Raw genomic sequence first — 22,030 nt, 5'->3', positions numbered from 1 at the left:
CGTTTCTCTCGTGCGTCGGCGCGGGCTTCAGGAATCAGGCGGGGGGCATGCCGCCCGCGTAACCGATATTGCGCAGCAGCGCCGCAAAGGAGGCCACCACACCGGGGGTGTTGTAGAGCTGGGGCGCCGTCTGCACCGCAATCACGCTCACCTGGTTGCCGGTGCTGCGGCCCGTTTTGGCATCGAAATACTGGGCCAGGTCGTCGCTGGCGTTGGAGAACCCCCGCCCTGTGCTCTCGGAGTAGTAGCAGATCGAGTCGGGCGCGATGATGTCGGGGGTGGTGCTCGCCGCCGAATACATGATCAGGTTCTCGTTGAGGTTGTACAGGTAATGCGTCTCGGTGCTCTGGGCCGGGTCTGGCGCATTGTCCAGCCGGATGATGCCCGAGTCCAGCGACGCGCTGGAGGTGGACTGGGTGACCGAGGTCATGAAAAAGTTCGTGACCACCGCGCGCGCCGCACGGCCGGTGAGGTTCTGGATACCCGCCGCCACGGCCTGGGTGCTGAGCGGCGTGACCGCCTGCAAGAGCTGCAGGCCCAGCTGGCGTGCCTGCTCCAGCGTGCCCGGGATGTAGCTGCCCGACAACGCGAACTGATTGCCCGCGTTGGAGGGCCACATCGCAATGCCCGAGTACCCGCCAAAACCGCCCACAACCCCGCCCGCCAGCGACTCGATGCCCGACGCCGTGGGAGAGCCCAGCACCGCATACTCCGCCGCCGCCAGCGTGGACGCATCGCTGGCCAGCACAGCGGGGCTGGGCGCGGGTCCTGTGGGGGCGGTGAAGGTGGTCTGGGGCAGCTCGGGCACTGCGCGGCCCGCGCCGTCGCCATTGACCACCCAGATGCTGCCGCCCGACATGGCCGCGCCAATCAGCGGCACCAGCGAATTGATGGGCCCGATCTCCACCGGGATGAAGGCGCCCGGCTGCATGCCGGTGTACGCCTGCATCACGGCCACGGTGTTGCTGATGGAGTTCTGCACCGCCGTGAGGGTGAGGTTGTCGGCCGCGTCGGGCGAGCCCATGATGGCCAGCACACAGGCGTTGGTGGCGCCGTCGTAGTCCTGCACCTGCACCGTGCCGGAGTAGCCCTGGTCTGCCAGCTGCTGCACGATGGCGCATGCGTCTTGGTAACTGCCACCACCGCCGCTGGCCAGCACGGCCGCCCCGGTGGCGATCGCCTGGAAATCGGTCAGGCCATAGAAATAGACATTGCCCATCGGGCCCCCCTCTCTTATTTGGATGAAAAGCACGATATCCGAGCCCCGTCGAAAGTCAATGACCGGGATACCACGGGGGGATCGGCACCACGGCAGGGCCTGCACTCTGGTTTACGGCGGCATCATCGCCTATGCTGTGCACCAAGTTGTTTTCCGCTACCCCCACCATGAGCCCCCCCGAAAAATCCCCCGTTTACGGCACCGAAGACCTTTTGATCAGCCTTTGCAACTCCGTCACCCGCGTACTGGGCGTGGCTACACACAGCCAGATCCACTATTCCGGCATGGTGCAGCGCATCAGCAAGACCTGCCTGAAACCCGACATTGGCTGCTTTGTGCTGTTTGACGGCGGCTTCTCGGGGCTGGTGATCATCAATTTCTCAGGCCAGGCGGCGATGGAGCTGTACGCCAACTACCTGCTGAACATGGGCATGTCCAAGGATGACCTGGTCAGTTCGTACACCTCCGACGAGGTCAGCAACGTGATGGGCGAGCTGATGAACCAGGTGGTGGGCGACTTCACCGGCAAGGTGCGGCGCGAGCTGCAGACCCACATCACGCAGAACCAGCCCAAGATGCTGGTGCTGAACAAGCAGGTGCAGCTGTCGGTGGACGCCAACCTCGACAAGCCCGAGGCGCGGCGCGTGACCTTCTACACCAGCAACAACAACATCTTCTACCTCGAACTCGCCATCGACCGCACCGAGTTCATCAAGCTCTACGACTTTGAAGCGCAGGAGGCGCCCGACCCGGACGCACTGATGGCCCAGTCGCAAGAAGCCCCGCCCGTGCCCGCCCCACCGCCCGCTGGCCAGGACGACACGGATGCGCTGCTCAAGTCCCTGGGCATGTAGAACACTACAAAAAAGATAGCTGCCAGCGCATGATGCACTAGCGCTTGCAGCCAATTTTGTTCATAAGAAGCGCCCAGAGTGGCTGCGGCGCCCCTCCGGGCGGCCCAGCGGGCCTGTCCTACACCCGCCGTCACGATGCACTGACCGTTCCGCCAGGTCACGGGTCTAAGCTGAAAAGCCCACCTGTTGATCGGAAAGGAGTCCCCATGCCACGTGCCGCCTGGAGCGCCAAACGCGAGCGCCAGTACGAACACATCAAGGACAGCCTGCTGGAACGCGGTGAGAGCGAAAGCACCGCCGAAGAGATTGCCGCGCGCACCGTGAACAAGGAGCGCGCGCAACACGGCGAAGCCCGCACGGCCAACCCCCAAACCCTGAAAGCCACGCCGGCTCCTGTGCGCGGCGGCAAAAACTCGCACCGCGGCCCGCAGGGCCGCACGCGCGAGCAGCTGTACGAAGACGCCAGGCGCGAGAACATCCGGGGCCGGTCCCGGATGAACAAGCAGCAGCTGGAGCAGGCCCTGGCGCGATGAACCGGGCGCGCACCTGGCGCCCCCTCACTGCCAGCCGTAGCGCCGCACGTACCAGCGCTTCATCACCGTTGTCAGCAGCACATAGCCCGCCAGAATGCCAACCAGCCACGGAAAGTAAGCCAGCGGCAGCGCCTGCAGCTTGAAGTGACCGGCCAGCGGCCCCATGGGGATGAAGATGCCCACCGCCATGATGAGCACCGTGGCCGTGAGCAGCGGCACCGACGCCACGCTTTGCACAAACGGCAGCTTGGGCGTGCGGATCATGTGCACGATCAGCGTCTGCGTGAGCAGCCCCACCACAAACCAGCCCGACTGGAACAGGGTCTGCGCGCCCTCGTTGTTGGCGCCGAACACATGCCACATAACCGCAAACGTCGTGATGTCGAACACCGAGCTGATGGGCCCGAAGAACACCATGAAGCGGCCGATGTCGCCCGGGTTCCACTTCAGCGGGTTGCGGATGAGCTCCTCGTCCACGTTGTCGAACGGGATGGCGATCTGCGACAGGTCGTACAGCAGGTTTTGCACCAGCAGGTGCAGCGGCAGCATGGGCAAGAAGGGCAGGAAGGCGCTGGCCACCAGCACCGAAAACACGTTGCCGAAGTTGGAGCTGGCCGTCATCCGGATGTACTTGAGCATGTTGCTGAAGGTCTTGCGGCCCTCCATCACGCCCTCTTCCAGCACCATCAGGCTTTTCTCCAGCAGGATGATGTCGGCCGCCTCCTTGGCAATGTCCACCGCGCTGTCCACGCTGATGCCGATGTCGGCCGCACGCAGCGCCGGGGCGTCGTTGATGCCGTCGCCCATGAAGCCCACCACATGGCCGCCCGCGCGCAGCGCGCGCACCAGCCGCTCTTTGTGCAGCGGCGAGAGCTTGGCAAACAGGTTGTGGGTATCGGCCGCGCGCGCCAGGGCTGCGTCGTCCAGTGCGTCCACATCCTTGCCCAGCAGCACGCCTTGCACGGCCAGGCCCACCTCGCGGCAGACCTTGAGCGTCACCAGTTCGTTGTCACCGGTCAGCACCTTCACGGCCACGCCGTGCGCGGCCAGCGCCTTGAGCGCAGGGGCAGTGGATTCCTTCGGTGGGTCCAGAAACGCCACGTAGCCAATCAGCGTGAGGCCCGACTCATCGGCCACGCTGTACACCGTCTGGTGGGGCGGCGTCTCCCTCATGGCCACCGCCACCACGCGCAGGCCCTCGTTGTTCAGGCCGCGCGTCACCTCCAGCACCCGTGCGCGCAGGGTGGCGTCCAGCGGCAGGTCTTGCACGCCGGTGTCTTCCACCACGCGGACCTGGGTGCACACGTCCAGCATCTCCTCCACCGCACCCTTGCAGATCAGCTCGTGGTGGTCGTTGCGCTCGCTGACGATGACCGACATGCGCCGGCGCATGAAGTCGAAAGGCACCTCATCGACCTTGCGGTAGTCCTGCGCCAGGCGCAGGTCGGTCTGCAGCTCCACATGCTCCAGCACGGCGTGGTCCAGCAGGTTCTTCAGGCCGCTCTGGTAGTGGCTGTTGAGGTAGGCAAAGGCCAGCACCTCGTCACTGTTGTGGCCGAACACGTCGGTGTGCCGCTCCAGAAAGATCTTGTCCTGCGTGAGCGTGCCGGTCTTGTCGGTGCACAGCACGTCCATGGCGCCAAAGTTCTGGATCGCGTCCAGCCGCTTGACCACCACCTTCTTGCGCGACAGCAGCACGGCCCCTTTGGCCAGCGTGCTGGTCACGATCATGGGCAGCATCTCGGGCGTGAGGCCCACAGCCACCGACAGCGCGAACAGAAACGCCTCCAGCCAGTCGCCCTTGGTAAAGCCGTTGACCACCAGCACGATGGGCACCATGACCAGCGCAAAGCGGATCAGCAGCCAGCTCACGCTGTTGACGCCTGCCTGGAACGCGGTGGGCGTGCGGTCGGTGGCCGTGACGCGGGTGGCCAGCGTGCCAAAGTAGGTGTGGTTGCCCGTGGCCACCACCAGTGCCGTGGCCGAGCCCGAGACCACGTTGGTGCCCATGAACAGCAGGTTGGTGGCGTCCAGCGCACTGGTGCCGGGCTGGCTGCGCTCGGCAAATTTTTCGACCGGCAGCGATTCGCCCGTCATGGCCGACTGGCTCACGAACAGGTCCTTGGCCGTGAGCACGCGGCAGTCCGACGGGATCATGTCGCCCGCCGACAGCACGATGTGGTCGCCCGGCACCAGCTGGTGGATGGGCAGCTCGCGCGGCGTGGCTGCACTTGCGGCACCCACCGTGTCGGTGCGGCGCAGCACCGTGGCGGTGTTGCTGACCAGCGACTTGAGGCGCTCGGCCGCGCGGTTGGAGCGGCCCTCCTGCACAAACCGCAGCAGCGTGGAGAGCACCACCATGGCCAGAATCACGACGGTGGCCTCGTGGTCCTCAGTGAGGTACGAGATCAGTGCCAGCACCGTGAGCAGCACGTTGAACGGGTTCTTGTAGCAGTGCCACAGGTGCAGCCAGGCGGGCAGCGGCTTTTCGTGCTCCACCTCGTTGGGGCCGTGCTGGGCCAGGGCGGCGGCGGCCTGGGCGTCGCTCAGGCCTGCAGGGTCGGACTGCAGGCGCTCGATCAGTGCGGGCAGTTCATCGCTGGCGGCGCGCTGCAGTTCGCGGCTGAGCAGGTCGGGCGAGGTGGCGGGGGTGGGCGCGCGGCCCAGCGTGAGCGTGTCCAGAATCAGCCGCCGCGCAAAGTGGCGGGTGACATGGCGGGTGTGCAAAAAGCGGTCGAACAGGTGGTGCAGGAAGCTCATGGCGGTCTCCCTAGCAGCCAACGCTGACGGTATTGCGCGTCATGGGCTGTGGTGCCGTGTGCGCAGAAATGTGGATGAAACGGAACATGGTGAGTCACTCCTTCTGGCCCGCAACGGCCAGAGGATGCGGCTCACGCGGTCACGCAAGCCATCGCCTCGGGCCTTGGGCCTGGTATGCAAAGTTCAATGGGGATGTGGTGTGGGGCGGCGCTTCGGAGCGCCTGCGCGGGTCTGGGTCCATGGGGCCTCCTGGGTAGTGGTTGCAATACAGGCGTGGGCCGGCTTAAAGCGGCCGCGCCCGGCGGCGCAATGCCCGCGCAGGCGGCTGGCCATGCAGGTAGCAGCGAATGCGGTGCGTGGGCCACAACGTGGTGCCGTCAAGTTCGGCCACCGCTTGCAGGCTGCCAGCGGCCCCATGGGCAGGGCCCTGTACGCCTGAAGGCAGCGATGCAGCATGCTCGGCGTGTTCAGCGCCAGGCGCCACCGCACGCTGGAAAAGGCGGGGCAGATCCACAACAAAAAAACGCATGGCCGTTGTCCTTGGCAGGCAGGGCGGAGCACGCAGACGCAGATGGGTGCCAGGGGCACCGTCACAGCAGGCGGGCCATGCCCCGGCCAAAGGGGCACGGCCCGTGCAGACGGCACAGATGCAGCAAAGCGGCAAGACGGTATAGCCACCCACACCGCCATGGCCGACGGGGGCGCACGGGGCACAACAGGGGTTGGGAGGGACGGGGCCGGAGCTTGCACAAGGCAACCCACGGCCCAGGAGCGGGCGTCAGGAGGCCTGGCAGGCAGCAGCCGTCACGGCTTGCTGGGTTTCACTGCAACAACTGGCACTTTCCACGCTGGGGCTCCGGAAATGAAGGTGCGCGATTATTGCGCTGCAACATGACGAGGTCAATGCGTTTTTTTGGCCCCGCCGGTCACCCTTCAAACTGGGGATGCAACTGCCGGATGCGGTTCATGGCCATGGCCGCTGCTGCGGTGCGTGTTTCCACCCCCAGCTTGGCGAACACACGCTCCAGGTGCTTCTTGACGGTGGCAGGGCTGGCGCCCAGGATGTCGCCGATGTCGCGGTTGATCTTGCCCTTGACGACCCAGTACAGCACCTCGGCCTCGCGCGCCGTGAGCTTGAAGGACAGGCTCATGGATTCGATGATCTTCGCGTCGGACACCTCGCGCATCACGATGAGCCAGTCGCCACCGCCTGCGCTGTCGCCCGCCTGCTGATGCAGGCGGAAGGTGAGGCGGCGCGCGCCCTGCTCCACCGCCAGGCGCGGCGGCTCGGCCAGCGAAGCCTCCAGCAGCTCGGCCGCGTTGTCGGCCAATACATGGCGGCGCAGCCAGGCCTGCACGGGCTCGGGTGCCCACTGGCCAAACGGGGTGGGCATACCATCGGGGCCGACCTCGCCAAAGTAGCTTTGCAGCAGCTCGCGCGCCAGCGGGGTCTGCCACACGATGCGGCCATCCGCTGCGCGCACGGTGATGCTGGCGTAGCCAAACGCATCCAGCGCGTTGCGCGCCTCACGCGCCTGGCGGGCGTCCTGCCGGGCCTTGCGGGCTGCGCCCAGGTGCACGCTCATGCGGGCCATGACCTCGCGCGGCTTGATGGGCTTGGTGACATAGTCCACGCCGCCCGCCTCCAGCGCGGCGACCAGGTGCTCGGTCTCGGTCAGGCCCGTCATGAAGATGATGGGAATGTGCGCCGTGGCAGGTGATGCCTTGAGGCGCCGGGCGACTTCAAAGCCGTCCATGCCCGGCATCATGGCGTCGAGCAACACAATGTCGGGCAGCGCCTGGGCCGCACGCTGCAGCGCCGCCTCGCCGTGCATGGCCACCAGCACGGTGTAGCCCGATTCATCCAGCGCATCGTGCAGGACTGCCAGGTTGTCGGGCACGTCATCCACGATCAGCACCACATCGCTGTCGCTGCGGTCCAGCGCGCTGGCGGGCGCTGTGGGGGGGTGAGAGGAAAAGGGATTGGCAGTGGTCATCACGAGGGTGCCTGCTCCAGGATCTGGCCCATGGCATCGAACTGGAATTGCTTGGCCAGCTGCCGCATGGTGCCGACAAAAGCGCTGTGCGCGGGCTGGCTGCGTTCAATATCGTCCAGCGTGTTGAGAATGCCCCGGTAGTAGCCCAAGGACACCGCCTGTGCCAGAGCCAGCAACGCAGCGGCATCGGGGTACGTGAGGGGTGCGGGCGCCGCAGACGCCACGGCGGGTTCAGCACCCGCGGGCGCTGTAGTGGCCTCGTCGTATTGCCACTGCAGGCCCAGGCGGCGCTCCAGCCAGTCCAGCAGCTCGCTGTGGCGCACGGGTTTGACGATGAAGTCTTCGGGGCGGATGTCCACGTCGTTGTCGAGCGCCTTGTCGAAAGCATTGGCGGAAACGATGGCACATTGCACGTGGGGCAGGTGCATCTGCCGCACGCGCCGCAGCGTTTCCCACCCGTCGATGCCCGGCATGGCCAGGTCCATGAAGATCACGTGCGGACGGTAGCCGGTGGCCAGCAGGTCCAGCGCATCGTGGCCGCTCGCGGCCTGGCGCAGTTCAAAACCCAGCGGCTCCAGCAGTTGCACCAGCAGCTCGCGGTCGGGCTCTTCGTTGTCCACCACCAGGATGCGGCGGCGCTCGCCCGCATAGCCCTTGCGCTGGCGTTGGCCATGGGCAGCCAGGGCCGCTGGCGCTGCGGCCTTGCCCAGCGCATCGCCATGCACCTCGGGCAAGAACAGCTTGACATGGAACACCGAGCCCACGCCCGGGGTGCTGCTCACCGTCAGCTCGCCGCCCATGAGCGCAGTGAGCATCTTGGCGATGGTCAGGCCCAGCCCTGCACCCGGCGCGGCAGCGGTGTTGCCACCGCCCGATCCGCCGCGCGCGAAGGGCTCAAAGATGCGCTCAATCTCCTCGGCCGTGAGGCCCGGGCCCGTGTCCTGCACCTCGATGCGTGCCATTTCGCGCGCATAGCGCACCCGCAAGGTGACGGTGCCCTGCGCCGTGAACTTGACGGCATTGCCCAGCAGGTTGATGAGGATCTGGCGCAGCCGCTTGTCGTCGGCGCGCACCACCTCCGGAATCACCCCTTGCACGTCGAACGTGAACGCCAGGCCCTTGGCGGCGGCCTGCAGCTCGAACAGGCCGGCCATCTCGTGCAGCCCGTCCGCAAACCGCATGGGCGCGACATCCAGCGTGAGCTTGCCCGACTCGATGCGCGCGATGTCCAGCGTCCCCTCGATGAGCGACAACAAATGCTCGCCCCCGCGCCGGATCACGTGCACCGCCTGCTTGCGGTGCGGGGGCACGCCCGCGTCCTCGCCCATGAGCTGCGCGTAGCCCAGGATGGAGTTGAGCGGGGTGCGGATCTCGTGGCTGATGGCGCTGATGTAGCGGCTCTTGGCCTGGTTGGCCTGGTCGGCCCGCAAGCGGGCTTCCTCAGCCTGCTGCTGCGCCGCCTCTGCCACGCTGCGCGCGGTCTGCAATGCTTCGTCGGTCTGGCGGTGCAGCTCGATCTCGCGCACCAGCAGGCCCGTCTGGCGGTTGGATTCCTCTTGCGCCACCTGGCGGCTCTTGTGCGCCAGCACCAACCACCACGCCACGATGCCCGAGATGACCAGCAGCGCGAGATAGGCCTTGAGCAGGCCCGAGCGCAGCGCCACTTCAGGGGCGGCCAGCACCTCGGTGTCGGTGGCGGCCTGGGCAATGGTGTTGAGCTCCTGGTGGTACAGCAGCCCCATCACCGACGCCAGCAGCGGCGCGATCACCAGCATCAGCAGCAGGAAGTGGCCCAGGCCCGTGTCCAGATAGCGCCAGATGGCACGCGGCAGCACCCAGCGCAGCGCGGCCGACCACTGCACCGCCATGCTCGCATGGGGCTTGCACAGGTCGCCGCAGCGCGCATCGAGCGTGCAGCACAGCGAGCAGATGGCGCCCCGGTAAGCGGGGCACTGGGCCATGTCGGGCGCTTCGTATTCGCGTTCGCAGATCACGCAACGCTGCACAGTGAAGCGCTGGTAGCTGCTCATGTCGGCAGCCCGCGCGCCAGGCACGGGCCCCGCCACAGGCACAGCCACCGGCTCGCTCTGCCGCGCGATGTAGTACTTGCCGCGCGTGGCCCAGGCGATCAACGGCGCAGTCACAAAGGCCACCGCCATCGCAATCACGGCCGAGAACGCCTGCGGCAGCGGGCCAAACAGCCCCAGGTGCGCACTGATGGACAGCACAGACGCCAGTGCCATTGATCCCACGCCCACGGGATTGATGTCGTACAGGTGCGCACGTTTGAACTCGATGCCCTTGGGCGAGAGGCCCAGCGGCTTGTTGATGACGAGGTCCGCCACCACCGACATGATCCAGGCGATGGCGATGTTGGAGTACAGCCCCAGCACCTCGCCCATGGCGCGGAACACGTTCATCTCCATCAGCATGAAGGCAATGAGCGTGTTGAACACCACCCACACCACCCGCCCCGGGTGGCTGTGCGTGAGGCGCGAGAAGAAGTTGGACCACGCGAGCGAGCCCGCGTAGGCGTTGGTCACGTTGATCTTCATCTGCGAGACCACCACAAACAGCGCCGTGGCCGCCACCGCCCAGCCATAGTGCGGGAAGACGTATTCATAGGCCACCAGGTACATCTGGTTCGGGTCCACCGCGCGCTCGGCGGGCACCATGTGCGTGAGCGCCAGGTAGGCCAGCAGCGCGCCGCCCAGCATCTTGAGCACGCCCAGCACCACCCAGCCCGGCCCACCCACCAGCACCCCCAGCCACCAGCGGCCACGCGTGGTGGCGGTGCGGGCGGGCATGAAACGCAGGTAGTCGGCCTGCTCCCCCATCTGGGTAATGAGCGCAATGCCCACGGTGAGAGCCGCACCAAACAAGGGCAGCTGGAACGTAGCGCCGCGCGCAAATTCACCACCGTAGTGCACAACCCCAGAAAACGCACCAGGATCGCGCACTAGCACGTACACAAACGGCACCACCAGCATCAGCAGCCACAGCGGCTGCGTCCACACCTGCAGACGGCTGATGGCCGACACGCCGTGGGTGACCAGCGGAATCACCACAATGGCGCAGATCAGGTAGCCCCAGGTGGGCGGAATGTCGAGCGCCAGCTCCAGCGCATAGGCCATCACGGCGGCTTCGAGCGCGAAGAAGATGAAGGTGAAGCTCGCGTAGATCAGCGAGGTGAGCGTGGAACCGATGTAGCCAAAGCCCGCGCCGCGCGTGAGCAGGTCCATGTCCACCCCGTAGCGGGCCGCGTACACGCTGATGGGCAGCCCCGCCAGAAAGATGATGAGCCCCGTGGCCACAATGGCCCAGAAGGCGTTGATGAAGCCGTACTGCACCAGCAGCGTGGCGCCCACGGCTTCGAGGATCAGAAAGGATGCCGCGCCGAAAGCCGTGTTGGCCACCCGCCATTCGGACCACTTGCGAAAGCGCTGGGGCGTGTAGCGCAGCGCGTAGTCCTCCATGGTCTCGGTGGCCACCCAGCTGTTGTAGTCGCGCCGGACCTTGACCACCTGCTGGGGCGCCTGCGCGTCGGCGTCCGGCCCTGGCACAGGGGCCGAATTCGCGTCGGGCGGGGCAAGGGAGGCGGTGGAGGGGGGCATGGGCAAAGGGCGGCGACAGCCCCTGCAAGTGCAGTTTCCATGCCACGGGTCGGCTTCATGTCCAGTGCACCTTCGCCCTCTGGCGTATGGCGGGCACGGGGCTTGCTGCCTATGATGGATTCGTATTCACTCGCTCAATCGGCACACCATGGAACTCACCCCTCGCGAGAAAGACAAGCTGCTGATCTTCACCGCCGCCCTGCTGGCCGAGCGCCGCAAGGCCCGGGGGCTGAAGCTCAACTACCCCGAGGCGGTGGCCCTGATCAGCGCCGCCGTGATGGAAGGCGCGCGCGACGGCAAGACTGTGGCCCAGCTCATGAGCGAAGGCCGCACCGTGCTGACCCGGGCCGATGTGATGGAAGGCATCCCCGAGATGATTCCGGACATCCAGGTCGAGGCCACGTTCCCCGACGGCACCAAGCTGGTCACCGTGCACCAGCCGATCGTCTGAACCCCCTTCTACTTTCTATTCCCCCTCTTCTCTCCGTGGAGCCCCCCATGCGCATCACACCCTCACACCGTCACACAGCCGCTCTTCTTTTCATAGCAGCCAGTGCAATCAGTTCTGGCGCCTTCGCCCATACCGGCGCTGAATCCCACATCCACAACAGTTTTCTGAGCGGCTTGGCCCACCCCCTGTTCGGCCTGGACCACCTGGCCGCCATGGTGGCCGTGGGCCTGTGGAGCGCCCTGGCCGCCCGCAGCGCGGGGCGCGACCTGCTGTGGGGCCCCGTGGGCTTTGCGGCCATGTTGCTGGTGGGCGCCGTGCTGGGCCTGCAGGGTGTGGCGCTGCCAGCGGTGGAGCCCATGATTGCCGCGTCGCTGCTGGTCACCGGCCTGCTGGTCGTGTCGCGCCTGCGCGTTCCCGGGCTGGCGGCGGCGCTGGGTGTGGGCGTGTTTGCCGTCTTCCACGGCGTGGCCCATGGCTATGAGCTGGCAGGTAGCGACAGCGCCTGGTTGACCCTGGCAGGCATGCTCACGGCTACCGTGCTGCTGCACAGCGCAGGCCTGGCCGCTGGCTGGGCACTGCGCCACCGCCATGTGTGGCTGGCCCGCGCTGCAGGTGCTGGCGTGGCTGCGTTCGGTGGCGCGCTGCTGGCGCAGATGGCCTGAGCATTCCCTGCAAGGAGCTTTCATGATCCCCGGCGAACTTCTCACCGAACCCGGTGAACACCTGCTCAACACCGGCCGCCGCACCCTCACGCTGGTGGTGCGCAACACCGGCGACCGGCCCATCCAGGTGGGCTCGCACTACCACTTTGCCGAGACCAACAACGCCCTGGGCTTTGACCGTGCGGCTGCGCGCGGCATGCGGCTCAACATCGCATCTGGCACCGCCGTGCGCTTTGAGCCTGGCCAGGAGCGCACCGTGGAGCTGGTGGACTACGCGGGCGAGCGCCGCGTGTTCGGCTTCCAGGGCCTGAAGCAGGGCGCGCTGTAGCAGCTTCAAGCCAAATTGGCAGATAGCGCAGGTATTTATTGCCCAAGCAGCTATCAAAAATAGAGTAAACCGTTCTCACGGAGCACCCCACCCATGGCAACCATTGGACGACGCGCCTACGCCGAGATGTTCGGCCCCACCGTGGGCGACCGCGTGCGGCTGGCCGACACCGAACTCCTCCTCGAAGTCGAGGCCGACTACACCCTGCGCGCGGGCAGCTACGGCGAAGAGGTGAAGTTTGGCGGCGGCAAGACGATTCGCGACGGCATGGCGCAGTCGCAACGCAGCAATGCCCAGGGCGCTGTGGATACCGTGCTGACCAATGCGCTCGTTGTCGATCACACCGGCATCTTCAAGGCCGACATCGGCCTGCGCGCGGGCCGCATCGCCTCCATCGGCAAGGCCGGCAACCCCGACACGCAACCGGGCGTGGACATCATCATCGGCCCCGGCACCGAGGTCATCAGCTGCGAGGGCAACATCGTCACCGCAGGCGGCATCGACAGCCACATCCACTTCATCTGCCCGCAGCAGATCGAAGAAGCCCTGGCCAGCGGCGTGACCACCATGCTGGGGGGCGGCACCGGCCCCGCCACGGGCACGCTGGCCACCACCTGCACGTCCGGCCCCTTCAACATGGAGCGCATGCTGCAGGCGGCCGACGCGTTCCCGATGAACCTGGGCTTCCTCGGCAAGGGCAACGCCAGCCTGCCCGATGCGCTGCACGAGCAGATCAACGCGGGTGCCATCGGCCTCAAGCTTCACGAAGACTGGGGCACCACGCCCTCGGCCATCAGCAACTGCCTGGACGTGGCGGACGAGACGGACACCCAAGTCGCCATCCACAGCGACACGCTCAACGAATCGGGCTTTGTGGAGAACACCATCGCCGCCGTGGGCGGGCGCGGCATCTGCGCCTTTCACACCGAAGGCGCGGGCGGCGGGCACGCCCCCGACATCCTGCGCGTGGTGGGCGAGGACAACTTTCTGCCATCGTCCACCAACCCCACCATGCCCTACACCCAGAACACGCTGGACGAGCATGTGGACATGCTCATGGTGTGCCACCACCTCGACGCCAGCATTGCCGAAGACCTGGCCTTTGCCGAAAGCCGCATTCGCAAGGAAACCATCGCCGCCGAAGACATCCTGCACGACCTGGGCGCCATCAGCATGATGAGCAGCGACAGCCAGGCCATGGGCCGCGTGGGCGAAGTCATCCTGCGCACCTGGCAGACCGCGCACAAGATGAAGGTGCAGCGCGGCTGGCTGGCCCCCACCGCAGGGCGCGACGAGCTGGCGGAAGTCCTGCAGCGCAACGACAACTTCCGCATTAAGCGCTACGTGGCCAAGTACACGATCAACCCCGCCATTGCGCACGGCATTGCCCACGAGGTGGGCTCACTGGAGGTGGGCAAGTGGGCCGACATCGTGATCTGGAAGCCTGCCTTCTTCGGCGTCAAACCCGCGCTCATCCTGAAGGGCGGGCTGATCGCCATGGCTGCGATGGGCGACCCGAATGCATCCATCCCCACCCCCCAGCCCGTGCACTACCGGCCCATGTTCGGCGCGTTCGGCGGGGCCATTGCCAAGACCTCGCTCACTTTTGTGTCGCAAGCGGGCCTGAACGCTGGCATTGGCGAGCGCTTTGGCCTGCGCAAGCAGCTCAGCGCTGTGGGCAACATCCGTGGCGTGCGCAAGCAGCACATGGTGCACAACAGCTACACGCCCAAGATGGAGGTGGACGCGCAGACCTACACCGTGCGCGCCGACGGCCAGCTGCTCACCTGCGAGCCAGCCACCCTGCTGCCCATGGCGCAGCGCTACTTTTTGTTCTGACACTCCCCCCACAATGAGCAGTTTGCTGGACAGCCTCTCCCTGCGCCTGGACGACCTGAGCGACCCGCGCATTGCCGCCTTCATGGAAGAGCATCTGCAGGACATGCGCGCCACCTCGCCGCCCGAGAGCGTGCATGCGCTGGACATGGACCAACTGCGCCGCCCCGAGATCCGCTTCTGGACGGCGTGGCTGCCGGACGACACCGAACCCGCGCCCGGGCGACTGGTGGGCACCGGCGCCCTCAAACACCTGAGCGCCGACCACGTCGAGCTCAAATCCATGCGTGCCGCAGAGTCCCTGCGCGGCCTCGGTGTAGGCCGGGCCATCCTTGAACACATCCTGGGCCAGGCCGTGGACCTGGGCTACCAGCGCATCAGCCTGGAAACGGGCACCCAGCCCTTCTTTGAACCCGCTCACCAGCTCTACCTGCGCTATGGCTTTACCGACTGCGCGCCGTTCGGCAGCTACCAGCTTGACCCCCACAGCCGGTACATGAGCCGCGCGCTGTAGAGCCAGCCCGTGCCACCCCGCAGCCAAGGCCACAATGTGGACCTCGCCTTGCCGGCACCGAAATCCTCTCTCGCCATGATCCAGGTCTCCAAACTCCTCCCCCAAGGCCAAGGCCTCGCGCCCGTCCTGCTCAAGCGCGCCGCCACCGTCGAACTCGACTGGGACGTGCGCCAGAAAAGCCGCTTTGCCGCCACCGACTCTGCCGGGCGCGAACTGGGCATCTTCCTGCCACGCGGCACGCTGGTGCGCGGTGGCGACGTGCTGGTGGCCGAAGACGGCTCCATGGTCCGCGTGATTGCAGCGCCCCAGCCCGTGCTGGTCATCACCCACTGCCAACACCACGGCACGCCGTTTGACCTGACCCGCGCCGCCTACCACCTGGGCAACCGCCATGTGCCCATCGAGCTGCAGCCTGACCACCTCAAGATCGAACCCGACCACGTGCTGGCCGACATGCTGCGCGCCATGCACCTGATCGTGACCGCACAGAACCTGGCGTTTGAGCCCGAAGGCGGTGCCTATGCAGCGGGGCATGGTGGTGGACACAGCCATGGGGGGCATGGACACGACCACTCACATGACCATTCACATGGCCATACCCATGAACATGGGCATAGCCACGATCACAACCATGCAGCCGCCCCCAGCGCAGTCCCTGCCCGTGGGCGCACCGTGTCCATCCCCGTGGTCGCCCAAGAGCATGTGCACGGCCCCGACTGCAACCACGACCACTGACTCCCCGCTCCATGCGCCTGGACCGCCCCACGCCCCTGCCCGCCGCCAGCTTCTTGCAGCTGATGTGGCTGGCCTCTCCCGCGCTGCCCGTCGGCGGGTTCTCGTATTCCGAAGGGCTGGAAAGCGCCATTGAAAACGCGAGCCTCGCCAGCGAAGCCGCCGTGGGCGACTGGCTGCTGGACCAGCTCCACATCACCCAGGCACGCGGCGACATGGCGCTCATCGCCAAGGCCATGGGCGCCTGGCGGCGCGGCGACATGGAGCACGTGAAAGAACTCAACGACTGGGTGCTGCACACCCGCGAGACGAGCGAGCTGCGCCTGCAGACCGAGCAAATGGGCCGCTCGCTGGCCGAATGGCTGCGCAACCAGTACCAGGGCGACGAAGCCCTGATGCCCGCCGTGCGCCACCTGGCCGCTCTGCCCCCCACCTACCCTGTGGCCTTCGCACTGGCCGCGTCGCCCACCCAGGCCAGCGTGCGCGAGGTGCTGCTGGCCTACGCCTTTGGCTGGGCCGAGAACATGGTGCAGGCCGCACTCAAATCCATGCAATTGGGCCAAAGCGCAGGCCAGCGCATCCTGGCCCGGCTGGCCGCCGCCATCCCGCTCGCCGCAGACCACGCCGCCAGCCTGATGGACAGCGAGCGCCAGGCGTTCTCGCCCATGCTCGCCATTCTGAGCGCGCAGCACGAAGTGCAATATTCAAGACTTTTCCGCTCCTAGCGCAAGCAATACAAGCGCAGGTAGCTATTTATTTGGTAGCGAATGACGCCACCACTAGCACCATGACCAACGCCCTGCACCACATCCCCAACCGCACCAAAAACCTGCCCCCTCTGCGCGTGGGCATCGGCGGCCCCGTCGGCTCCGGCAAGACCACGCTGCTGGAGATGCTGTGCAAGACCATGCGCGATGACTACGACCTCATCGCCATCACCAACGACATCTACACCAAGGAAGACCAGCGCCTGCTCACCGTCAGCGGTGCCCTGCCCGCCGAGCGCATCCTGGGCGTGGAAACCGGCGGCTGCCCGCACACTGCCATCCGCGAGGATTGCTCCATCAACCTCGAAGCCATCGACCGCATGCTGCGCGAGTTCCCCAACGCCGACATCGTGTTTGTGGAAAGCGGCGGCGACAACCTGGCCGCCACCTTCAGCCCCGAGCTGAGCGACCTCACCATCTACGTCATCGACGTGGCCGCGGGCGAAAAAATCCCCCGCAAGGGCGGCCCCGGCATCACCAAAAGCGACCTGTTCATCATCAACAAGACCGACCTGGCCCCCCACGTGGGCGCCAACCTGGAAGTGATGCACGCCGACACCACCCGCATGCGCACCACCACCCAGGGCCTCAAGCCCTTCGTGATGACCAACCTCAAAACCCTGGCGGGCGTGGCCGACGTGGTGAAGTTCATCGAGACCCGCGGCATGCTGCAAAAGAAATCAGCCCCCGCAGTCAGCTAGAATTCGCGCCTTCCCTCCCGGAGACTTGGGTGAGTGGTTTAAACCAGCAGTCTTGAAAACTGCCGACGGGCAACCGTCCGTGAGTTCGAATCTCACAGTCTCCGCCAGTTCTTGGCCCGGCGCAGTTCCAACCGCGAAATGTGCGCCCAGGCCCGCACGGCAACATGTCTGTTGCCGAAAACCCTCCCCCAATACAGTTCACAAGAACACATCCGCCCCCTAGACTGTGTTTGGCGGAGCCTTGCCGCATCCATGGGCAGGATGGAGGATTTGGTGTGAGCCAGCTGCGTGAAGTGGCCGGCTATTTCGAGGAGTGAAAGATGTTGTCGTCCGCCCTCTACGCATCGTTCTTTTTCACGGTGGCCCTGCTGGTCACCACCGCCTACTTCTTGATGGGGGGCGTGCCGCTTCTCACGCTGAAACATGACACCCCACTGGACGCGCGTTTCGTTCGGGGGTTTTTCAACGTGTACTACCGTGCAGCGTTCTGGGCGTCGCTGGGGGCGTTTGTCAGCTATGCGCTTTGGGGCAGGTATCCCTTTGCCTTAGGCGTGGCGGTCAATGCCTGCGTCGTCTCGCTGCTGCGCAAGCACTTGCTGCAGGCCATGCAGCAGCTCGGCGCAAAGATCGAGGCCAGCAGCGACGGGGCGATTCAGCACTTTCGTCGTGTGCATACGGCAGCGCTCTGCGTCAACCTGGTTCAGCTGGTGGCCATCGTCTGGGGGCTGCTGTGGCTGTCCCGGCAGCTCAGATAACCATCTCGGTAGCGAGCCAGACCACGCCTGCGCTCTGCGTGCAGTCTTATTTCTACCTCGTCAGCCCCGCTCCCTGCGGTGTTATGGGGGTCAAATCTTCAGGGCGGCACACCTCTTCGCTGTGCGCCAACCGAATCCACAGGCCGGTGCGTTTGATGATGACGTAGTCCACGCTCACCGTTCTGCCTTTGTAGAGAAATTGCGTGCCGGGTTTGTACAGAATCATTCTTGTGATGTAGCGCGCTGGGATGGCTGGGTGATGACGGCATCGCCCGTACCGCAATGGTGCCGACAGATGGACACCGGGGCTTTGCGGCTCGGCAAAAGGCCTACGGCGCAGTCGCTTTTTCATCCCTGTGTTGATGCCTTAGGGCGGGCAAAAAAAAGCCCGCAAATTGCGGGCTGAACACTTGCGCGATGCAAGCGGGAGGGATGTCGAGGGGATCGACGGACCAATGTTAGGACGGTGACTACTGAGGCCATGTAGGACAGGACCCATTCCTCCAAGCTCTGTCGATCAGCAGAAGGGAGGGATATGGAATCAGTACCCGAGCTATCGGCGCCTATGTTCCGTAAATCCTTGCGCAGCCCCGCCCCGTGGCCTTGGCGAGGTACATCGCGGAATCGGCCTTGCGCAGGAGTTCTTCGGCCTCGGTGCCGTCGCCGGGCGACAGGACAATGCCGATGGACGCGCCGATTTGCAGCGCGTGCGCTTCGATCTCGGTGGGCTGGCCCAGGGCTTGCACCAGACGGTCGGCCAGGCGGTACGCGCTGTCACCGTCCGATACCCCCCGCTGCAGCAGCGCGAACTCATCGCCGCCCAGGCGCGCCACCACATCGTCCTCGCGCGCGGCCTGCGTCAGTTGCCGGGCCACCCACACCAGCAACTGGTCACCCACGGCGTGCCCGTAGCGGTCATTGACCGGTTTGAACCCATCCAGATCCACGTACAAGACAGCGAAACCACGGCCCGACCGGTGCACGTCGGTGGCTGCGGCCTGCAACGCTTGCAAAAAGGCGGTGCGGTTGAGCAAGCCGGTCAGGCCGTCGTGCTCTGCCACATGGCGGATCTGCTGCTCGGCCTGCTTGCGCTGGGTGACGTCGGTAAAAGTGCGCAGCGCGCCGCCGCCTTTGATGGGCACGGTCTGGACCTCCAGAATGCGGCCGTCGGGCCGGGGACGGTCATACACCTGGGGCTGATCGACCCCGCCATTGCTGTGCCGCAGCAGGTCCTGCACTTCTTGCGATGCGCCCTGGAATTCGCCACGAGCCCGCAGGTAGGCCAGCACATTCACCAGCGTGGGCTTGGACGCCATCAGCTCGGCTGGCAGGTCCAGCAGTTCCATGGCCCGGCGGTTGCACAGCTCGACCACCCCCGTGGCGCTGATCTTGGCCACGCCCTGGTCCATGTGCTCCAGCGTGGCTTCGAGCAGGATGGATTTCTCCCGCAATTGCGCCTCGCTGTCGCGGGCGCTGCGTTCGGCCTGCGCCAGCAAGCGCTGCTGGCGCTTGAGCTCGGTGATGTCCACATGGGCGTAGAACACGGTGCCGTCGCTGCCCTGCTTGGCGATGACGCGGCTCCAGCGGCTGCGTGGCAAGGGCACTTCAAACGGTGCCCCCGCAAACCGCATGTGCTCCTGCAGGGTCGATAGCCCGTCGTAAAACGGTGCCATGTCGCCCTCGCCCCCGACGGACCATGCGTGGCGGTACACCTCGTCAAACGCCAGGCCCACTGCGGCAGCGCGGTCCGGCAGGTGGTACATCTGCATGAAAGGCTGGTTGACCCACTGGATGCGCTGGTCTTCCGTGCAGATCATCAGCCCATCGGGAATGCGGTCAAACAGCTCGGTGCTTTCGATCACTGGACTGCGCAGGTAGCCGGGTTCGTGGATGTCGCCGCTGGACTGCGCAGCCATGTCAGTGGATGCGCTCTGAGCCGTTAGCGCCTCGGCACGCCACACACGCACCCGCCCCACGCCATCGATGGGCAACGACGACACATGGACGCGCAGCCCCCGGTGCTCAAAGCTGTAAGGCCGGGTCTGTGCCCGGTGCCGCTCGACCCCGGCCGTGATGTAGCGCTCGATGTTGGGCAGCTCCTGGGCATCCAGCCGCTGGGTGTAGAAGCGGCGCAGATTGGCCTCGTAGGGCTCGCCTACGTACACATGCCCCGCGTGCTCTGGAAAGAACTTGAAGAAGGTGCTGTTCCAGGCCAGCGTGCGGTCGCTGTCGTCAAACGCGCACAGCGCCACGTCCAGACCATCCAGGGTGTCGCCCAGGGCACGGATGAGGCGAAGGCGGGAATCGTCAGGCATGGTCAGAAGGTTCGGTACGGCGACGTCGACACAGGCCCGCGCATCACGCAGCCCCAGATGGCACGAGCCCGCCGCTGCCAACACACAACGCACAACGCACAACGGCGGACGCTCCATTGTGCGGAACCGGGCTTACGGCAACCCGTCGAGGAGTGGTGGCCCAGCGATCAGTTGGCGAGCATGTTGCCCTTGCACAACACATCTTGATACAAGTCAAGAACCCGCTCCAGTGGAGACGGATGCAGGCAACAGCCCGTTACGGCTGGAAACCGGCCCATATTGCTACGGAAACCCCATGGCACCTGCGTTCCGCTATGGTGGGCGTTTTGAACTCAGGAGCCCGGTGCCATGATGAAGAAGACCCTCACCCCTTTTGCCGTCGCCTGCAGCCTGGCCCTGGGAGCGGCCGTCACCGGTTGCGCGGGTTATGGGCAGACACCCGCGCCGTCGGCGGGCTCGGCCGCCGCAGGGTCTGGATCACTCCCCGCCAGCGTGTGCAACGCCCAGCCTGCACAGTTCGTCGTGGGGCAAAACAGCACCGCATCGGTTGTTGAATCTGCCCGTCAGCGCTCGGGCGCGCAGACGGCGCGCATCCTGCGCCCTGGGCAGATCATCACCAAGGAATACGACACCCAGCGGCTGAACCTCGAAGTGGACGGCTCCGGCCGCATCCTCGCCGCAAAGTGCGGCTGAGCGGAGGTTGCGCTGCCGATGAGGGGTGACTGAAACCCGCGCGGTCAGTCCGCCAGAAACAGTTCCTGCAGATCGCTCAGAAAGTCAAAACCCCGCTCGGTAGGCCGCACGCGCGCCATGTCGCGTTCGATCAGGCCCTTGCGTTCGGCTGCCTCCAGCCCCTTGGCGATCGCGGTCAGCGGCAGGCCTGTGCGGGCCATGAAGTCCTGCAGCGCAAAGCCCTCGCGCAGGCGCAGGGCGTTGAGCATGTACTCAAACGGCAGATCGGCGCGGCGCACCTCGTCGTCCTGGGCCACGGCATGGCCCGCCAGGGCGTTGTCCATGTAGCGCGCGGGGTCCCGAAAGCGCACCTGCCGCACCACGCGGTGCGCAAAGCTCAGCTTGCTGTGCGCACCCGCGCCGATGCCCAAATAGTCGCCAAACTGCCAGTAGTTGGTGTTGTGAAAACACTGGTGGCCCGGCTGCGCGTAGGCCGAGATTTCGTAGCGGGTCATGCCCGCCTGGCCCGTCATCTCGGTGATGCGGTCGAGCATGGCGTAGGCCTGATCGTCCTCGGGGATGGCCGGGGGGAACTTGGCGAAGTAGGTGTTGGGCTCGATGGTGAGGTGGTAGATGGAGATGTGCGGCGGCTTGAAGGCCAGCGCGGTCTGCAGGTCCTGCTCCAGCTCTGGTAGCGTCTGGCCCGGCAGCGCGTACATGATGTCGAGGTTGAAGGTGTCGAAGGACGCAGCAGCCTCCTCCACCGCCGCCATCGCCTGGGCGCGGTCGTGCACGCGGCCCAGGGCCTTGAGGTGCTGGTCGTTGAAGCTCTGCACCCCCACCGACAGGCGCGTGACGCCCGCCGCGCGGAAGGCGCGAAAACGGTCTTTCTCGAACGTGCCGGGGTTGGCCTCCATCGTGATCTCGCAATCGGGCTCAAGCCGCAGGCGGGCGCGGATATCGCCAATCAGCCGGTCGATGGCTGCGGGCGAAAACAGGCTGGGCGTGCCGCCACCGATGAAGATGCTGTGCACGGACCGCCCCCAGACCAGGGGCAACGCGGCCTCCAGGTCGGCCATCAGGGCGTCGATATAGCGCTGCTCGGGCACCTCGCCGCCGGTGCTAGCACCCGCGCGGAATTCATGCGAGTTGAAGTCGCAGTACGGGCATTTCTTGAGGCACCAGGGCAGGTGCACATACAGCGACAACGGCGGCAGGCTGGGCAGCTGCAGCAGGCCCGGGCGCATGTAGTGCTGGATGTCGCGCACCACGGCGGGCTCGGTATCGCCCTGCGGCGTGATCGGGATGTGAACCACGGTC

Annotated in this window: 19 protein-coding genes and 1 tRNA gene; 13 read left to right on the top strand and 7 right to left on the bottom strand. The window is 65.9% G+C overall.

The window, feature by feature from the left end; genetic code table 11:
* Window positions 1-34 precede the first annotated feature (34 nt).
* Window positions 35-1,219, bottom strand: a complete 1,185-nt coding sequence (locus tag ACODSU_RS06160) for an S-methyl thiohydantoin desulfurase domain-containing protein (RefSeq protein WP_488840865.1) — start codon at window positions 1,217-1,219, stop codon at window positions 35-37.
* 167 nt (window positions 1,220-1,386) lie between these two features.
* Between ACODSU_RS06160 and ACODSU_RS06155 the strand changes: the two genes are divergently transcribed.
* Complete coding sequence (locus ACODSU_RS06155; RefSeq protein ID WP_488840863.1) at window positions 1,387-2,073, top strand: DUF3334 family protein; 687 nt, start codon at window positions 1,387-1,389, stop codon at window positions 2,071-2,073.
* Window positions 2,074-2,279: 206 nt separating this feature from the next.
* Complete coding sequence (locus ACODSU_RS06150) at window positions 2,280-2,606, top strand: plasmid stabilization protein (RefSeq protein ID WP_488840861.1); 327 nt, start codon at window positions 2,280-2,282, stop codon at window positions 2,604-2,606.
* Window positions 2,607-2,630: 24 nt separating this feature from the next.
* On the opposite strand, the gene mgtA is transcribed toward ACODSU_RS06150, so the two are convergent.
* From mgtA to ACODSU_RS06130, 4 genes are all read right to left on the bottom strand, one after another.
* Entirely contained in the window at window positions 2,631-5,366 is a 2,736-nt protein-coding gene (gene mgtA / locus ACODSU_RS06145; RefSeq protein WP_488840859.1) for a magnesium-translocating P-type ATPase, read from the bottom strand.
* Window positions 5,367-5,649: 283 nt separating this feature from the next.
* A complete protein-coding gene (locus ACODSU_RS06140) occupies window positions 5,650-5,895 on the bottom strand; it encodes a hypothetical protein (RefSeq protein ID WP_488840857.1) in 246 nt (81 codons plus the stop codon).
* A gap of 397 nt (window positions 5,896-6,292) precedes the next feature.
* Window positions 6,293-7,363 (bottom strand): response regulator, encoded by a 1,071-nt coding sequence (locus tag ACODSU_RS06135; protein WP_488840855.1) that lies wholly within the window; start codon window positions 7,361-7,363, stop codon window positions 6,293-6,295.
* Window positions 7,363-10,977: a hybrid sensor histidine kinase/response regulator gene (locus ACODSU_RS06130; RefSeq protein ID WP_488840853.1), complete on the bottom strand. Its 3,615-nt coding sequence runs from the start codon at window positions 10,975-10,977 to the stop codon at window positions 7,363-7,365. The genes ACODSU_RS06135 and ACODSU_RS06130 overlap by 1 nt, the downstream gene beginning before the upstream one ends.
* A 148-nt stretch (window positions 10,978-11,125) precedes the next feature.
* Between ACODSU_RS06130 and ACODSU_RS06125 the strand changes: the two genes are divergently transcribed.
* The 10 genes from ACODSU_RS06125 to ACODSU_RS06080 all read left to right on the top strand — a co-directional run bounded on the left by ACODSU_RS06125 (window position 11,126) and on the right by ACODSU_RS06080 (window position 17,723).
* Window positions 11,126-11,428, top strand: a complete 303-nt coding sequence (locus ACODSU_RS06125) for an urease subunit gamma (protein WP_015012806.1) — start codon at window positions 11,126-11,128, stop codon at window positions 11,426-11,428.
* Window positions 11,429-11,475: 47 nt separating this feature from the next.
* Window positions 11,476-12,090, top strand: coding sequence for a HupE/UreJ family protein (locus tag ACODSU_RS06120; RefSeq protein WP_488840851.1), 615 nt, complete (start codon window positions 11,476-11,478; stop codon window positions 12,088-12,090).
* Window positions 12,091-12,112: 22 nt separating this feature from the next.
* Window positions 12,113-12,418: an urease subunit beta gene (locus ACODSU_RS06115; protein ID WP_488840850.1), complete on the top strand. Its 306-nt coding sequence runs from the start codon at window positions 12,113-12,115 to the stop codon at window positions 12,416-12,418.
* A gap of 93 nt (window positions 12,419-12,511) precedes the next feature.
* The gene (gene ureC, locus ACODSU_RS06110; RefSeq protein ID WP_488840848.1) at window positions 12,512-14,257 is read left to right on the top strand and encodes an urease subunit alpha; all 1,746 of its coding nucleotides are present in this window, start codon (window positions 12,512-12,514) and stop codon (window positions 14,255-14,257) included.
* A gap of 13 nt (window positions 14,258-14,270) precedes the next feature.
* Window positions 14,271-14,768 carry a GNAT family N-acetyltransferase gene (locus tag ACODSU_RS06105; RefSeq protein ID WP_343735084.1) on the top strand — a complete coding sequence of 166 codons (498 nt, stop codon included), beginning with the start codon at window positions 14,271-14,273 and terminating at the stop codon, window positions 14,766-14,768.
* Window positions 14,769-14,843: 75 nt separating this feature from the next.
* Window positions 14,844-15,503 carry an urease accessory protein UreE gene (ureE, locus tag ACODSU_RS06100; RefSeq protein ID WP_488840845.1) on the top strand — a complete coding sequence of 220 codons (660 nt, stop codon included), beginning with the start codon at window positions 14,844-14,846 and terminating at the stop codon, window positions 15,501-15,503.
* A gap of 11 nt (window positions 15,504-15,514) precedes the next feature.
* Window positions 15,515-16,225 (top strand): urease accessory protein UreF, encoded by a 711-nt coding sequence (locus ACODSU_RS06095; RefSeq protein ID WP_488840843.1) that lies wholly within the window; start codon window positions 15,515-15,517, stop codon window positions 16,223-16,225.
* A 62-nt stretch (window positions 16,226-16,287) separates the two neighbouring features.
* Entirely contained in the window at window positions 16,288-16,968 is a 681-nt protein-coding gene (gene ureG, locus ACODSU_RS06090; RefSeq protein ID WP_488840842.1) for an urease accessory protein UreG, read from the top strand.
* Window positions 16,969-16,987: 19 nt separating this feature from the next.
* A tRNA-Ser gene (locus tag ACODSU_RS06085) sits at window positions 16,988-17,075 on the top strand.
* 213 nt (window positions 17,076-17,288) lie between these two features.
* On the top strand, window positions 17,289-17,723 hold the full coding sequence (locus ACODSU_RS06080) for a hypothetical protein (RefSeq protein WP_488840840.1): 435 nt from the start codon (window positions 17,289-17,291) through the stop codon (window positions 17,721-17,723).
* Window positions 17,724-18,286: 563 nt separating this feature from the next.
* Here ACODSU_RS06080 and ACODSU_RS06075 read toward each other — a convergent pair.
* Complete coding sequence (locus tag ACODSU_RS06075; protein ID WP_488840838.1) at window positions 18,287-20,038, bottom strand: diguanylate cyclase domain-containing protein; 1,752 nt, start codon at window positions 20,036-20,038, stop codon at window positions 18,287-18,289.
* 348 nt (window positions 20,039-20,386) lie between these two features.
* On the opposite strand from ACODSU_RS06075, the gene ACODSU_RS06070 reads away from it, so the two are divergent.
* A complete protein-coding gene (locus ACODSU_RS06070) occupies window positions 20,387-20,731 on the top strand; it encodes an I78 family peptidase inhibitor (protein ID WP_488840836.1) in 345 nt (114 codons plus the stop codon).
* A gap of 44 nt (window positions 20,732-20,775) precedes the next feature.
* On the opposite strand, the gene hemW is transcribed toward ACODSU_RS06070, so the two are convergent.
* Window positions 20,776-22,026, bottom strand: a complete 1,251-nt coding sequence (hemW, locus tag ACODSU_RS06065) for a radical SAM family heme chaperone HemW (protein ID WP_488840833.1) — start codon at window positions 22,024-22,026, stop codon at window positions 20,776-20,778.
* Between the last annotated feature and the right edge of the window lie 4 nt (window positions 22,027-22,030).

It is taken from the genome of Acidovorax sp. FG48, from assembly GCF_057809085.1.
This window is presented reverse-complemented; position numbering and strand designations above follow the sequence as displayed.

Bases quoted from the DNA above. Each gene is read 5' to 3' on its own strand.
- ACODSU_RS06120 (WP_488840851.1), top strand. From the start codon at position 11,476: ATGCGCATCACACCCTCACACCGTCACACAGCCGCTCTTCTTTTCATA.
- ACODSU_RS06105 (WP_343735084.1), top strand. From the start codon at position 14,271: ATGAGCAGTTTGCTGGACAGCCTCTCCCTGCGCCTGGACGACCTGAGC.
- ACODSU_RS06125 (WP_015012806.1), top strand. From the start codon at position 11,126: ATGGAACTCACCCCTCGCGAGAAAGACAAGCTGCTGATCTTCACCGCC.
- ACODSU_RS06080 (WP_488840840.1), top strand. From the start codon at position 17,289: ATGTTGTCGTCCGCCCTCTACGCATCGTTCTTTTTCACGGTGGCCCTG.
- ureC (WP_488840848.1), top strand. From the start codon at position 12,512: ATGGCAACCATTGGACGACGCGCCTACGCCGAGATGTTCGGCCCCACC.
- ACODSU_RS06150 (WP_488840861.1), top strand. From the start codon at position 2,280: ATGCCACGTGCCGCCTGGAGCGCCAAACGCGAGCGCCAGTACGAACAC.
- ACODSU_RS06135 (WP_488840855.1), bottom strand. From the start codon at position 7,363: ATGACCACTGCCAATCCCTTTTCCTCTCACCCCCCCACAGCGCCCGCC.
- ACODSU_RS06070 (WP_488840836.1), top strand. From the start codon at position 20,387: ATGATGAAGAAGACCCTCACCCCTTTTGCCGTCGCCTGCAGCCTGGCC.
- ureG (WP_488840842.1), top strand. From the start codon at position 16,288: ATGACCAACGCCCTGCACCACATCCCCAACCGCACCAAAAACCTGCCC.
- mgtA (WP_488840859.1), bottom strand. From the start codon at position 5,366: ATGAGCTTCCTGCACCACCTGTTCGACCGCTTTTTGCACACCCGCCAT.
- ACODSU_RS06115 (WP_488840850.1), top strand. From the start codon at position 12,113: ATGATCCCCGGCGAACTTCTCACCGAACCCGGTGAACACCTGCTCAAC.
- ACODSU_RS06155 (WP_488840863.1), top strand. From the start codon at position 1,387: ATGAGCCCCCCCGAAAAATCCCCCGTTTACGGCACCGAAGACCTTTTG.
- ACODSU_RS06095 (WP_488840843.1), top strand. From the start codon at position 15,515: ATGCGCCTGGACCGCCCCACGCCCCTGCCCGCCGCCAGCTTCTTGCAG.
- ACODSU_RS06140 (WP_488840857.1), bottom strand. From the start codon at position 5,895: ATGCGTTTTTTTGTTGTGGATCTGCCCCGCCTTTTCCAGCGTGCGGTG.
- ACODSU_RS06160 (WP_488840865.1), bottom strand. From the start codon at position 1,219: ATGGGCAATGTCTATTTCTATGGCCTGACCGATTTCCAGGCGATCGCC.
- ACODSU_RS06075 (WP_488840838.1), bottom strand. From the start codon at position 20,038: ATGCCTGACGATTCCCGCCTTCGCCTCATCCGTGCCCTGGGCGACACC.
- ACODSU_RS06130 (WP_488840853.1), bottom strand. From the start codon at position 10,977: ATGCCCCCCTCCACCGCCTCCCTTGCCCCGCCCGACGCGAATTCGGCC.
- ureE (WP_488840845.1), top strand. From the start codon at position 14,844: ATGATCCAGGTCTCCAAACTCCTCCCCCAAGGCCAAGGCCTCGCGCCC.